The organism is Lawsonibacter asaccharolyticus, from assembly GCF_022453915.1.
GTDB lineage: Bacteria > Bacillota > Clostridia > Oscillospirales > Oscillospiraceae > Lawsonibacter > Lawsonibacter asaccharolyticus.
On record NZ_CP091870.1, the window covers coordinates 348,131 to 362,585 of the forward strand.

Genomic DNA, 14,455 nt, shown 5'->3' on the forward strand with positions numbered 1-14,455 from the left:
TTTCAGACAGCTTACCGCTTACTTGTATGGTACACGAAAAACACTGCTTTTTCAATGCTTTTTTGCACACAAACTTTAAAAATGTTCCAATTTGCAAAGGTACAATTTTTCAAAACAGGAGAGGTGCATCATTTTATGAAAAAACGAATATTGGCTGGAGTGCTGGCGTTGTGCCTTTTAGCGGGGCTGCCTTCGGTCGCTTTTGCTGATGGTAATACAGAGGGCGGACAGAGTGCGGACTATACGCAGCGGGACCAGCAGCCCGATGGCAGCAGGAACACGGACAACAACACGAACGAACCCGGTGAACCGGATGACCCGGACAATCCGCAGAATACGGACGAGCCGGAGGACACGCCTGACAACAGCGGTACGCCGGAATGGGATGCTGATACGGTTGCGGTCATTGGGTCAGAACAGTATAAAACGCTGGAAGCGGCCGTCGAAGTGGTTGGGCAGAACCAAGAGGGTGCGACCACGATTCAGATCGTGCGCGACACGACGGTCACAGAGCAGATCAACATCGAGCGCAAGAACGTTATTCTGACGGCGGACGAGGAATGCACAATCACTTTTTCCGACCTTGCTGAAACATCGAATTGCTTTCGGGTCGGAAACTGGAGCGACAGCGCAGCCTCGCTGACCATATCAGGCCAACTGACCATCACAACCACAAACGAGTCCCTGCGGTCCATCGTAAATGTTGTTAAAAGTGGTTCTCTTTCTTTACAGGACGGCACATTGACCTCTGGAGATGCCAATTTATCAAAAGCCATCATCTGCGTTGACAACGGTGGAAGCATGACCATGACCGACGGCACGATTGAAGGCAACCAAGAGCAAAACAGCTGCGGCGTGATGCTGCAGGACACGAGCGATCCCTCTGTACCGATGTCGTTTACCATGACCGGCGGGATGATTACCAACTGCTCCTCAACGGGACGCGGCGGTGGTGTCTGGATAATCGGCGCTGCTGAGTTTACCATGAGCAATGGCACAATTTCTAACTGCTCAGGGCAGGACGGCGGTGGTGTGGCGGTCACCGGAACAGGAAAATTCACCATGACCGGCGGGACGATTATCGACTGCTTCGCAACAGGCCGCGGCGGCGGTGTGGCGATTTTTGACACCGCAGCTTTTATCATGCATGACGGAACGATAAAAAGCTGTTCTTCGGGAAGCGGCAATTATGTATATCAGAACCAATATGCTACCTTTGATAAGAATGGAGGCACCGTCGAAGACATTGATAGAGAAGTTGTGGCAAAGATTGACGAGGTCGAATACGGTTCTCTCCAGGAGGCCATCAATGCGGTTAACCAAAATCAGGAAGAGACCACCAAGGTCCAGATTGTGAATGACATAACAATCACAGAGCAGATCACGATAGACAAGCGAAACGTTGAACTGACCGCCGATGGAAAGCATACAATCACATTTTCGCTGAAAGCAGGTGGGAATTGTTTCCGGCTATCCGGAGCCGGTTCCCTGACCATCGCTTCCAACGATCTGACGGTGACCACGTCGGCCGACGTCCGAACCCTTGTAAGTGTCCCCGCGAACTGTCTGTTCTCTCTCAAGGGCGGCACCTTGTCCTCCGGAAACGCCGATTTATCGCACGCCATCGTTTGCGTGGACAACGGCGGCAGCATGACCATGTCTGGCGGTACGATTCAGGGCAATCCAGAGCACAACAGCCGGGGCGTGCTGCTGCAAAGCACGGACAGCCAGCCAATGTCCTTTGAAATGACCGGCGGCATGATCCAAAATTGCTTTGCGGACGAAAATCATCATTACGGCGATGGGGCCGGCGTCTACGTAGGCGGTTCCGCCCAATTTATCATGAGCGGCGAGAGCGAGATCAGGAATTGCACCGCAGAGAAATTCGGCGGCGGCGTCTATCTGCATAAGACGACGGATGAGACCGGAACCCCCGCTTTTTACATGAGGGGCGGCACCATCTCCAACTGTACTGCGGAGAAATCCGGCGGCGGCGGGATTTATACAGAGAAGGACAACACCTTCGAGATGAGCGGCGGCACTGTCACCGGGAACACCGCCCACGCGGGCGGCGCTGGTATCTTTATCCGAACAACACACGCAGTAATCTCTGGCGGCAGTATTACGGATAATACATCGGAGTGTAATGTCAGCTTCGGCGGCGGAATTTATGTGGAAAAGGATGCGACCCTCCAGCTCTACAACACTGTCATTACAGACAATTCCGCCGATGTCCTAGGCGGCGGCCTGTGGACCTGCAGCACAGGGGATATTAAGATTTATGTCACAGATGGCGGCGCTGTCTATGATAACCATGCCCAAGCCGCTGATGGAATACGGGACAGTAATCAGGCCGGAGACGATATTTCAAACTTTATGGGCGAGAATACCCTGACGTTGTACGCCCACATGCTGGGCGGCGGACTGAACCAATATTATCGGGACGGCGGCGTAACTTTGTATTTACAAAATCCTAAGCCTGACTGCGACGCAGACCGAAGCTTTGGCACGGGCGCGCCTGCAACGAGATCCATGCGGTATGGGGAGACTTTCCAGAAACTTTACACAGACACCGTTGACCAGAGCGCATCCGTTGCCCTGAAAAATGTAGTGTCCGCTGACGACGCAGCGGCGGCGATGGCGATTGCGGAGAAGGAAGGCGTCGTCATCACCGGCAACCACGCCTCCCGGGGCGGCGGTATCGGCACTAACGGCAACCTGATCATCGGCACGCCGGCGGAAAAGGCCTACTCTGTCACCGTGGAGAAAAAGTGGGAAAATACGCCGGAGGATGAACAGGCCGAAGTCAGCGTTTATCTGCTCATCAACGGCGAAGAGCTTGGCCCGGTGAAACTGAACAAAACAAATGACTGGACGGCCACCTTCTCCGGCCTGACGGATGACCCCAGCACAACGGAATACTCCGTCCGGGAGGAGGCCGTTCCCGGGTTTACGACGTCAATCAGCAAATCGGAAATGGTCGGGAATACCATTCGTTTCACCATCACGAACACCTATGACCCCGACGAGCCGCCGGTGGAACCGAACAAAACCGGCGGGCTGACTGTATCGAAGACGGTCACCGGCGCCGGCGGCGAGCAGGACAAAGCGTTTACCTTTACCGTAACCCTGATTTCCGATGAGCCTATCAACGGCACATACGGCGACATGACGTTTACAAATGGCGTTACCACCTTTACCCTAAAGCACGGGGAGAGCAAAACAGCCACTGGTCTTCCCGTGGGAATTACCTATACCGTCACAGAAGCGGAAGCGAACCAGGACGGCTATACGACCACGGTGCCGGGCAATGCACAGGGCACGATCACGACGGATGAAACGCTGTCCGTCACCTTTAACAACCATAAGGACGGCGGCAACCCCGGCACCGACACCACCAGCGTAACGGTGAAAAAGGTCTGGAAGCTGGACGATGACGGCATAGCTCCAAAATCCGTTACCGTCGCCCTGCTGAAAGACGGCGTGCAGCAGGAGACTATCCAACTGAGTGACAGCAACGGATGGACGTACACCTGGACCGGCCTCCCGGACGGTCACCGATGGACAGTCCAGGAGGTAGATGTGCCGGATGGCTTCACTGTAACTGTGGAGCAGAACGGAACCGAGTTCACCATCACAAATACTGCTAAACCCGATGACCCGGACGAACCGGAGGACCCGGACGAGCCGGACGAACCCGACGAGCCCGACGAACCGGAGGACCCGGACGAGCCCGACGAACCGGAGGACCCGGACGAGCCCGACGAGCCGGACAAACCCGACGAACCGGACAAACCCGACGAACCGGACGGACCCGACGAACCCGACGGACCGGAGGACCCTGACGAGCCGGACGGACCCGACGAACCGGAGGACCCTGACGAGCCGGACGGACCCGACGAACCGGATGACCCTGACGAGCCGGACGAACCCGATGAACCCGACGAGCCGGGAACCCCTGACGAGCCAAAAGAGACCAGTGAACCGGGCCTGCCCCAGACCGGACAGCCTTGGGCGTTGGTGCTAGCGCTGCTTCTGGCCGGTATGGGGCTGGTAATTGGCGGGATCAGCCTCAACCCGCCTTATCAGGGCAAGCGCAAAGCACGGAAGTGATGGCGCGAAGGATTTTGATTCTTGGGGGGCTGCTGCTGATCGCGGCAGCCCTCTGCCTTACCGCCTACAACCTTTGGGACGACCAGCGGGCCGGGCGGGCCGCCCAGCAGACCCTGGAACAGATGGCTCGGGCTCCGGAGCCCGACGCCGAGCCGGCTGTATCGGCCCCTCAGCCAGAGCTGCCAGGCTATATCCTGGACCCGGAGATGGAGATGCCCACCGTGGACATCAACGGAACAGCGTATATCGGCACGCTGGAGATACCGGCCCTAGAGCTGACGCTGCCCGTCGTCAGCCAATGGAGCGACCAGGCCCTGAAGCTGGCACCCTGCCGGTACACCGGTTCCGCCTATCTGGATGACTTGATTATCGCAGGGCACAACTACAAGCGGCATTTCGCCCGCCTGGGTGAACTGAATGTGGGGGACAAAGTCCTGTTCACGGACGCAGATAGCAATCTGTTCTCCTACCAGGTGTCCAAACTGGAACAGCTTGCCGGAACCGCTGTGGAGGAGATGGAGGCCGGAGACTGGGACCTGACCTTGTTCACCTGTACCATCGGCGGCAAGGCCAGGGTCACAGTGCGGTGTGAGCGAGTATAGAAATTGAGGAAAAAGGACACCCTCTACCCCGTCTGAGCAAAAAGTACAGGAAATAAATCTCACGGTGGGACGCATTTCGCCTTATTTTGTAGCGGTGCTGTTGTAGACTGATAAGGGAAGATATACCGTACTCCTGCTTGACGGAGTAGCGTCTCCTTACATACGGACAAGCGAATACAGGCAGCAGGTACGAGAACTGTCTGCGGAGCCGGGCGGCGGGTGCGCCAGGACAGGAGCGAACAACACCAGCGCCGTAAAGCGGGCGGGCCGGCCCGCAGGCCAGGAGGCAGACAGCGGGACAATGATACTTGCGTCGGCTATGCGTCACAGCGTAGGACGCCCCGCCCACGGGAATGGGGGGAGGCACGGAAACCCTATGGAGCGGCCCGGCCAGCCGCCGCCTGCTCCGCCTTTGAAAAATCAGCGTGAATAGCATAAGACCGCGCCGGGCAGTCCGGCGCGGTTTTTGTCTGACAGCGGCGAAATAAATCGCACCGTGCGATTTATTTTACAAAAGAGGCGGTGATTGCTTGACAAGACCCAGCGCCGCAAAATTTGACGCCGTTCCCCATTTCAAGTACAATAAAAGGGTCAAATGAGACCCATGCGGCGACTGCCGGAATGGAGGAAATGATGAACAGGCGGTCCAGCAACAGAAAAGAGACCTGGGCGGCGCTCTATGTCCGCCTCTCCCGGGATGATGACAACGCCGGGGACAGCGACAGCATCACCCATCAGATCGAACTGCTCACCAAATACGCCGGAGAGCACGGTATGACCCAGTATAAAATTTACAAAGATGATGGTTATACCGGGACGAATTTCAACCGCCCGGGCTTCCAGGAAATGCTGGCCGACATCGAGGCCGGTATGGTCGATACCGTGATCGTCAAGGATATGTCCCGATTTGGTCGGAACTATCTGGAGGTGGGGCTTTACACGGAAATGTGCTTTCCCGAACTGGGTGTGCGCTTCATCGCCATCAGCAACGGCATTGACAGCGCCAACCAGCAGGACAATGACTTCACCCCGTTGCTCAATATCATCAACGAATGGTATTGCCGAGACACCAGCAAGAAGATACGCGCCGTGTTCCGCACCAAAGGACTATCCGGCAAGCGGCTGTCTACCAACGCCCCCTACGGCTATGTCCGGGACCAGGACGGCACTTTGCTCGTGGATGAGGAGACGGCCCCGGTGGTGGAACTGATCTATCAACTCTGTCAGGAAGGTAACGGCCCCGGCAAAATCGCCCGTATGTTGAAAGAGCGGGATATCCCCACACCGGGGACGATAGAATTTCGGCGGACAGGCCGCACCCGGAATTACCACCCGGAGGACCCCTGCCGCTGGACCTCTGATACAGTGGCAAACATCCTTGACCAGGACGCCTACCTGGGCAGGACCACCAACTTCAAAACAACCAGGCTGTCCTACAAGCTGAAAAAAACGGTCTGCAATCCCCCGGAGAAGTGGGCGGTATTCGAGAACACCCATGAGGCTATCATAGACCGTGAGAGCTGGGAGCGGGTGCGGAAGATACGCGCCCAGCGCCGCCGCCCCACGAAGATGGGAGAAATGGGTATGTTCTCCGGGCTGGCCTACTGCGCCGACTGCGGAGCAAAACTCTACCATTGCCGTACCGGTTCATGGACCTGTGAACAGGAGTGCTACACCTGTTCCAGCTACCGCACCGGGAAACAGTGCAGCGCCCACTACATACGGGCGGTGGTCCTGGAGCAGCTTGTGCTCCAGAATATCCAGCGGGTGCTTGCCTATGTCCAGGAGGACGAGGAGACATTTGTGAGGCAGGTCATGGAGAACAGCGAGAGGGCCAGAAAATCGGAATGGGAAAAGACAAGGCGTGAACTGGAGAAGAAGCAGAAGCGCATCCAGGAGTTGGACGGCATCATCCAAAGGCTGTATGAGGACAAGGTGATGGGGCGGCTCACAGAGGCCCGGTTTGACAAACTGGCCTGCGCCTATGAAGAGGAGCAGGCAGGGCTTACGGAGGCCGTGGCGGGCCTCCAGAAGGCTTTGGAGGCCACGGAGGAGCAGGCGGCCAACATGGAGAACTTCCTGAAGGTGGTACGGAAATACACCCGGCCCACGGAGTTGACCCCGGCCCTGCTCCGGGAGTTTGTGGACAAAGTGGTAGTACACGCTCCAGACAAGTCCAGCGGACATAGGGTGCAGAGAATTGATGTTCACTATAATTTCATCGGGGAGATCAGCTTTTCTCCGGAATATGATAAGCGCATCAAAAGGACAACGGCGTAACGCCGAAGCGTTACGCCGTTGTCCGGGGGATTAGACAATACTTCTTTATCGGGATTGCCCCTATGCTCAAGAACCCTTTTGTCATACATGAAAGGTCAGCGGCACCGCTGTCGCTGGCTTGCGCCCGGTTAGTTGGAAGCGGTATCCAGGTCCTTGTCGCCGCCCCAGATCATATTCTTGCGCAGCTCCTCGCCCACGATCTCCATCTGGTGCTTGGCCAGCTGGGCGCGCTTGGAGTTGAAGAAGGTGCGGCCGTTTTTGTTCTCGGCGATCCACTTTCCGGCGAAGGTGCCGTCCTGGATGTCCTGAAGGACAGCCTTCATGTTCTTCTTGGTTTCCTCGTAGGGCAGCACGCGGGGTCCGGAGACATACTCGCCATACTCGGCGGTGTCAGAGATGGAGTAGTTCATGGCCGCCACGCCGCCCTTGTTGATCAGGTCGATGATGAGCTTCATCTCGTGGATGCACTCGAAGTAGGCGTTCTCAGGCTCGTAGCCGGCCTCCACCAGGGTCTCGAAGCCGCAGCGCATCAGGTCCACCACGCCGCCGCACAGCACGGCCTGCTCGCCGAACAGGTCAGTCTCGGTCTCGTCGTGGAAGGTGGTCTCCATCACGCCGGCCCGGGCACCGCCGATGCCGGCGATGTAGGCCAGAGCGATCTTATAGGCGTCGCCGGTGGCGTTCTGCTCCACGGCCACCAGGCAGGGCACTCCCTTGCCGTTGACATAGGTGGAGCGGACGGTATGACCGGGGCCCTTGGGGGCAGCCATGAACACGTCCACGCCCTTGGGGGGACGGATCTGCTGGTAGCGGATGTTGAAGCCGTGGGCGAAGGCCAGGGCATTGCCCTCCACCAGGTTGGGCTCGATGTCCCGCTTGTAGACGTCGGCCTGGACCTCGTCGTTGATGAGCATCATCACGATGTCGCCCCACTTGGCGGCGTCGGCCACGGTCATCACCTTCAGGCCGGCGTCCTCGGCATTCTTCCAGTTCTTGGAGCCGGCGCGCAGGCCTACGCACACGTCACAGCCGGAGTCCTTCAGGTTCAGGGCATGGGCGTGGCCCTGGGAGCCATAGCCGATGATGGCGATCTTCTTGCCGTTGAGGTAGTTGATGTCGCAGTCTTTCTCATAGTACATTTTTGCCATAGTTATATTCCTCCTTGATCTTATTGTCGTCGTATATGGTGCTACGCCCTCTTTCGATGGCGATGGTACCCGTTCTTGCGATCTCCAGCACGCCGAAGTCCCTCAGCAGGCGGACCAGAGCCTCAGTCTTGTCCCGGTCCCCGAAGATGGCTACGGTAAGAGTCTCCCGGCTGACGTCGATGATGTTGGCCCGGAAGATGTTGGCCATCTGGATGACCTCGTCCCGGGCGTTGCGGTCCAGGGTCTTGACTTTGATGAGGGCCATCTCCCGCTGGAGGGAGGTGGACTCGTCCAGGATCTTCACTGCGATCACCGGAAGGAGCTTGCGGCACTGGGCGGCGATTTGGGAGATCATCAGCTCGTCCCCCAGCAGCACGATGGTGATGCGGGTCACGCCGGGGTCCCCCGACTCGCCGGAGACGATGGATTCGATGTTGTAGCCCTTGCGGGAGAAGAGGCGGGCCACCTGGCTGAGGACGCCGGGGATGTCCTGGACCAGAATGGACAGCGTGTAGGGCTTGATGTCCTTGTTCATATCAGGTCTCATGGTGAAGCCCCCTTTATTTCAGCAGAAAGTCGGTGATATGGGCCCCGCCGGCCACCATAGGCCGGACCATCTCGTCCATATCCAGGCGGCAGTCGATGACACAGCCGCACCCCGCCTGGAGGGCCTGGCCAAAGGCCTGCTCCATCTCCGCCCGGGTGGAGACCCGGAAGCCCTTCAGTCCATATGCCTCGGCCAGCTTGACGAAGTCGGGGCCACGGTCCAGGGTAGTCTGGGAGAAGCGTTGGTGGTAGAGCAGGTTCTGCCACTGGCGCACCATGCCCAGACAGCCGTTGTTGAAGATGACGGTGATGATGGGCAGGTGGTAGTGCTCCACAGTGGCCAGCTCGTGGCAGTTCATGCGGAAGCAGCCGTCTCCAGTGGTGTGGACCACCACCTTGTCCGGATTGCCCACCTTGGCACCGATGGCGGCCCCCAGTCCGAAGCCCATGGTGCCGAAGCCGCCGCTGGTGAGCAGCTGGCCGGGGTAGTCGAAGTGGAAATGCTGGATAGACCACATCTGATGCTGGCCCACATCGGTGGCCACGATGGTGTCCTGGGGGGCCATGCGGCGGATGGTCTCCAGCACCTGCCTGGGAGTGAGGACCTGGGAGGTCTCCACCTCCGGCTCCCGCTTCAGGGAAAGGATCTGCTCCTTCCAGGCGTCCCGGTGGTACTGGGGGACCCGCTGGTTGAGCAGTTCCAGCACCCGTTTGGCGGAGCCGATGATGTGGTGGTCGGTGAGGATGTTCTTGTCGATCTCCGAACGGTCGATATCGATCTGGACGATCTTCGCCTGGCTGGCAAAGGAGGCAGGGTCCAAAGCCACCCGGTCAGAGAAGCGGCAGCCCACGGCGATGAGCAGGTCGCACTGGTCACAGGCGGTGTTGGAGGCCTGGGTGCCGTGCATCCCCACCATGCCGGTGGTGAGGGGGTGCGCACCGGGGAAGCCGCCGCCCCCCATGACGGTGATGGCCACAGGGCAGTCCAGCTTCTCGGCAAACTCCCGGAACTGCCGGTCCGCCCGCCCGCGGACCACGCCGCCGCCGCACATGAGCAGCGGCCGCTGGGACTGGGCGATCATCTCCACCAGCTTGTCGATATCCCCCAGGTCAGGCTCCGGCGGCTTGAGGCCGTGGCGCAGGTTCAGCTCCCGGATGCTGCCGCAGGAGCGGTTCTCCTTCCAGGGGATGAACTCATAGTCGATCATAGTGGTGGGGAAGGTGACGTTCTTCAGAAAGTCGATGAGCACCGGGCCGGGCCGGCCAGTGGCAGCCACGGCAAAGGCCTGACGCATCACGTCGGGGATGGTCTGGGGGTCCCGGACCAGATAGGTGGCCTTGGTGATGGGCATGGCGATGCCGGTGATGTCCACCTCCTGGAAAGCGTCCTTGCCCAGGGTCTCCTCAGTGACATTGCAGGTGATGAAGACCACAGGAGAGGAATCCATATAGGCGGTGGCGATGCCGGTGGTGAGATTGGTGGCCCCGGGGCCCGAGGTAGCGAAGCACACCCCCACCTTGCCGGTGGATCGGGCATAGCCATCGGCGGCGTGGGAGGCCCCCTGCTCGTGGGCGGTCAATATGTGGTGTATTTTATCTTGGTAGTGATACAGTTCATCATAGAGATTCAGGATGGTCCCGCCCGGATAGCCGAAGACGGTGTCCACCTCCTGCTCCAGCAGGCACTCCAGGATGGCCTGGGTGGCTCTTACTTTCAAGCTGCTGCCTCCTTTGGTTCAGATAGGAACGATGAGATAGGAGCTGAGGCGCCCGGCTTCGCCGGACCGCTTTATATTTGTGCGCCGGAAGCGCACTTACTGACTCAGAACTTTTATCTCCTGACTCACGATCAAATTTTCCCTCCGCCCTTCTGGACGGCGATGACCCCGGTGCGGGCCACCTCCAGGATGGAGAAGGGGCGCATCATGGACTGAAAGGTGTCCAGCCGGTCGGGAGTATCGGACAGCTCCAGGGTGAGGGAGGTGGGAGAGATATCGTCCACCTTGGCCCCCATGATCTCACAGATGGTCATGATATCCTGGCGGGTCTTGTTGTTGGCGTTCACCTTCAGGATCATCAGCTCCCGGCCGATCAGGCTGTTCTCCTCCAGGGTGCGGACCTTGATGACTTCGATCAGCTTGTTGAGCTGCTTTTCCACCTGCTCCACCACGCTGTTGCCGCTGTCCACGATGATGGTGATGCGGGAGATGGTGGGGTCATCGGTGACACCCACTGCCAGGGATTCTATGTTGAAGGCGCGGCGGGAGAACAGGCCGGTGATCCGGTTCAGAACGCCGGCCTGGTTCTCCACCAGGACGGAAATGGTCTGTTTCATGGCTTATCCCCCTCTCAGTCATTGGTCCCAACGTCAGGGTGGACCTCACAGATCAGCAGACAGCTGCCCTGTGTGCCCAGAAAACGGTCCAGCGCCTCGTCCAGGTGATCCTCGTCCCCCACCTGGATGCAGGGGACCCGGTACGCGGCGGCAATGGTCTCAAAGTCCGGGGAGCCGTCCAGCGCCACACCGAAGGGCCCGTGGTAGGGGGCGCTGCTCTGGATCTGGTGGACCAGACCCAGGGTGTGGTTGCGGAACAGGACGATCTTGATGTCCATGTCCGCCGCCCGGATGGCGGCCAGCTCGTTCATGGCCATCTGGAAGGAGCCGTCGCCGCAGACCACCAGAGTCTGGCGGTCGGGACCGGCCACCTTGGCCCCCACAGCGGCAGGGAGGGCATACCCCATGGTGCCCAGGCCGCCGCTGGTGAGCAGGCGTCCGTGCTTCTGGGGGATATATTTGCAGGCGAAGATCTGGTTCTGGCCCACATCCACGCAGATGACGGCATCGTCGTCCAGCCGGGCTCCCAGCCGGCGGAGGACTGTGCCCGGGAAGACCGAGCCCGCCCGGCGGGGGAAGACGCGGTTCAGCTCCGCCTTCCGGTAGTCACGCAACTTTTCCAGCCAGGCCGCCGAGTCGGTGGCCGCCACGTCCCGGTCCAGGATCTGCCGGAGGATGACCTTCACATTGCCCACCAGAGGGATGGCGGCCTGCATATTTTTTCCGATCTCCGCCGGGTCCACGTCGATGTGGATGGTGGCCATGCGGCGCTGGATCTCCCCCGGGTCCACCATGGCCCGGTCGGCGGCCCGGGTGCCCACCATGATGAGCAGGTCCGCCTTGGCCAGGGCCTTGTTGGCGCAGTGGTTGCCGTGGGCCCCGATCATCCCCATGTTCAGCGGGTGGTCGGTGGGCAGGAGCCCCAGCCCCATCATGGTCTTGACCACAGGGATGGAGCACCGCTCCGCCAGCTCCAGCAGCTCCTCTTTGGCGTCGGCCAGCCACACGCCGCCGCCGGCGCAGATCAGAGGCTGTTTGGAGCGGGAGATGGCCTCCACCACCCGCTTGATCTGCAGGTCATTGCCCTTTACGCTGGGCTTATAGCCCCGGATGCTGACCTCCTCGGGGTAGTAGAACTTTTTCAGGGACTGCTCCTGTACGTCGATGGGGATGTCGATGAGCACCGGGCCGGGCCGGCCAGTGGAGGCGATGTGAAAGGCCTCCTTGACGATGCGGGGGATGTCGTTGGCGTCCTTGACCAGGTAGCTGTGCTTGGAGAAGGGGGCCACCGCGCCAGTGATATCCACCTCCTGGAAGATATCCCGCCCCAGCAGATTGCTGGGTACCTGGCCGGTGATGGCTACCATGGGGATGGAATCCATATAGGCGGTGGCGATGCCGGTGATCAGGTTGGTGGCGCCCGGGCCGGAGGTCACCATGCACACCCCCACCTTCCCGCTGATCCGGGCATAGCCGGAGGCCATATGGCCCGCGTTCTGCTCCGTGCGGACCAGGGTGTAGCCGATCTCCGGGTGGGACTTCAAGGCGTCCACCGCCGGGCAGATGGTGGCGCCGGCATAGCCGAAGATATGCGCTACCTGTTCCCGCTTCAAACTCTCGATCAGGGCCTGTGCTCCTGTCATGAGAAGATCACCTCCAAATTGCATGCCGCCTGGGCGGCGGGGTAAAAATAAACGGCTTCGTCCTATCTCGATAGGACGAAGCCGTCTGCTCCGTGGTACCACCTAACTTCACAGCGGAGCGGCCAGAACAGGCCGGCGCTGCGCGCTCATGCCCCTGTAACGGTGGGTCTCCGGCCCCGCCTACTGCGGCAAACGGTTCAGCGGGACTGCTCGCGGGTGATGTTCGGCGCCCTGTTCCACAGGTGGAGCTTACACCAACCGCTCCCTCTCTGTACCCTTTGGAACTGCCTACTGGCCCGGTCATCGCGTTTTGTCATCTTCCGGGTCGCCCCGGTAAAAGTTATTTACTACTTTATCGCACGGGGAGCTGTTTGTCAATTCCCTTTTTGTCTCCGGAACATTTTTCTGCTGGGCTCAGCCCTCGATCTCCATCATCAGCTCTACCCGCTTGGTGTGGCGGCCGCCGTCGAATTCGGTGGACAGAAACACGTCCACCATCCGCTCCGCCAGGTTGGGGCCCACGATACCCGCCCCCATAGCCAGCATGTTGGCATTGTTGTGGCGGCGGCACATCTCGGCGGACAGGGTATCCCCGCACAGGGCGCAGCGGATGCCCTTTACCTTGTTGGCAGAGATGGAGATGCCGATGCCAGTGGTGCAGATGACGATCCCCTTCTCACACTGGCCGGAGGCCACGGCCTGGGCGGCAGCCTTGCCGAAAACAGGGTAATCGCACCGGTCCGGCGTCTCACAGCCGAAGTCCTGGCAGGTGATCCCCTTAGCGGCGAGATAGGCCTTGATGTGCTCCTTCAGGGCGTACCCTCCGTGGTCGGAAGCGATTGCGATCATAATGAAATCCTCCTTCTTCTCTCTTCTTCAACTATCCTTCTGTCACAGCCGGATGAATTGGGGGGTCCGGCGGTGGTAGACGGTGAAATAACGGAAGCCGACTGTCCGGAGCAGCTCCTGGGCCTGGGCGATCCCCTTCCCCACGTCCTCTGGCCTGTGGGCGTCGGACCCCAGGGTGATCAGCTCGCCGCCGCAGTCCCGGTAGAGCTCCAGCAGGGGCTGCCACTGGGTCACAGTGCGCCCGCACCAGGTGTTCACCTCAATGGCCCGCCCCGCCTGGGCCACCCCGGTGAGGAGCGCGCGCAGGCGGTCCTGGTACCTCTCCAGAGTGACAGGATGCCCAGGGATCTTCTGCATATACCGAAGGGGGTAGATGATATGGCCCATCGTGTCCCAGCAGTCCAGATGGACCAGCTGGGCCAGGCTGTCGAAGTAGTCATCCAGGGCCCCATAGCAGGCCCGGGGGGTGGTGTAGTCCAGGAAATAGAAGTCCTTCCCCCCCTTGGCGGGGCTGAGGTTGTGGATGGAGCCGATAACAAAGTCCAGGTCCGCGCCGGAGAGGATGGCGGCGGCGCAGTCCGGGTCCACCGGGGCACCGCCCAGCTCCAAACCCAGGCGCAGCTTCACGCCGGCGGGGCAGTCCCCCCGAGCCGCCTGATACTGGGTCAGGATGGGGGCCCAGTCCAGCCCTGCGACCCGTCCCCCGTCCAGATCCAGCAGGTCGCAGTGGTCAGTGGCACACAGGTCGGAGAGGCCGGCGGCCTGGGCCGCCCGGAGCATCTCCGAGAGGGGCGCCTCACTGTCCGGGGAGCAGCAGGAATGGATGTGATGATCAGCAAGATACATACAGAGACCTCCGGCGGGCAAATTCTGTGGATCAGTCCGCTTCGCCCTCTATTTTATTGCATTTGTTGACATTTTGCAAGTGATTTTCTTGGA

10 protein-coding genes and 1 other annotated feature are annotated in these 14,455 nt (G+C 59.8%); of the genes, 3 read left to right on the top strand and 7 right to left on the bottom strand.

Annotated features, from left to right (window positions below):
• Window positions 1-135: 135 nt before the first annotated feature.
• The 3 genes from L9O85_RS01610 (at window position 136) to L9O85_RS01620 (ending at window position 6,995) form a co-directional block, all read left to right on the top strand.
• A complete protein-coding gene (locus L9O85_RS01610; RefSeq protein ID WP_301579320.1) occupies window positions 136-4,113 on the top strand; it encodes a Cna B-type domain-containing protein in 3,978 nt (1,325 codons plus the stop codon).
• A complete protein-coding gene (locus L9O85_RS01615; protein ID WP_240287553.1) occupies window positions 4,113-4,715 on the top strand; it encodes a sortase in 603 nt (200 codons plus the stop codon). The genes L9O85_RS01610 and L9O85_RS01615 overlap by 1 nt, the downstream gene beginning before the upstream one ends.
• A 633-nt stretch (window positions 4,716-5,348) precedes the next feature.
• The gene (locus tag L9O85_RS01620; RefSeq protein ID WP_301580085.1) at window positions 5,349-6,995 is read left to right on the top strand and encodes a recombinase family protein; all 1,647 of its coding nucleotides are present in this window, start codon (window positions 5,349-5,351) and stop codon (window positions 6,993-6,995) included.
• A gap of 128 nt (window positions 6,996-7,123) precedes the next feature.
• Here L9O85_RS01620 and ilvC read toward each other — a convergent pair whose 3' ends face one another.
• The 7 genes from ilvC to L9O85_RS01655 all read right to left on the bottom strand — a co-directional run bounded on the left by ilvC (window position 7,124) and on the right by L9O85_RS01655 (window position 14,362).
• Window positions 7,124-8,143, bottom strand: a complete 1,020-nt coding sequence (gene ilvC, locus L9O85_RS01625; protein WP_050622878.1) for a ketol-acid reductoisomerase — start codon at window positions 8,141-8,143, stop codon at window positions 7,124-7,126.
• Window positions 8,124-8,690 (bottom strand): acetolactate synthase small subunit, encoded by a 567-nt coding sequence (gene ilvN / locus L9O85_RS01630; RefSeq protein ID WP_242850269.1) that lies wholly within the window; start codon window positions 8,688-8,690, stop codon window positions 8,124-8,126. Before ilvN (L9O85_RS01630) ends, ilvC begins: the two co-directional genes overlap by 20 nt.
• Before the next feature lie 13 nt (window positions 8,691-8,703).
• Entirely contained in the window at window positions 8,704-10,407 is a 1,704-nt protein-coding gene (ilvB, locus tag L9O85_RS01635) for a biosynthetic-type acetolactate synthase large subunit (protein ID WP_050622876.1), read from the bottom strand.
• 131 nt (window positions 10,408-10,538) lie between these two features.
• Window positions 10,539-11,024 (bottom strand): acetolactate synthase small subunit, encoded by a 486-nt coding sequence (gene ilvN, locus L9O85_RS01640; RefSeq protein WP_050622875.1) that lies wholly within the window; start codon window positions 11,022-11,024, stop codon window positions 10,539-10,541.
• A gap of 14 nt (window positions 11,025-11,038) precedes the next feature.
• A complete protein-coding gene (gene ilvB, locus L9O85_RS01645; protein ID WP_082203476.1) occupies window positions 11,039-12,667 on the bottom strand; it encodes a biosynthetic-type acetolactate synthase large subunit in 1,629 nt (542 codons plus the stop codon).
• 68 nt (window positions 12,668-12,735) lie between these two features.
• Window positions 12,736-12,980 (bottom strand) — a binding site (T-box leader).
• Window positions 12,981-13,081: 101 nt separating this feature from the next.
• Window positions 13,082-13,516 (bottom strand): ribose 5-phosphate isomerase B, encoded by a 435-nt coding sequence (gene rpiB, locus L9O85_RS01650; protein WP_050622873.1) that lies wholly within the window; start codon window positions 13,514-13,516, stop codon window positions 13,082-13,084.
• A 42-nt stretch (window positions 13,517-13,558) separates the two neighbouring features.
• Complete coding sequence (locus L9O85_RS01655; protein WP_301579324.1) at window positions 13,559-14,362, bottom strand: PHP domain-containing protein; 804 nt, start codon at window positions 14,360-14,362, stop codon at window positions 13,559-13,561.
• Window positions 14,363-14,455 lie beyond the last annotated feature (93 nt).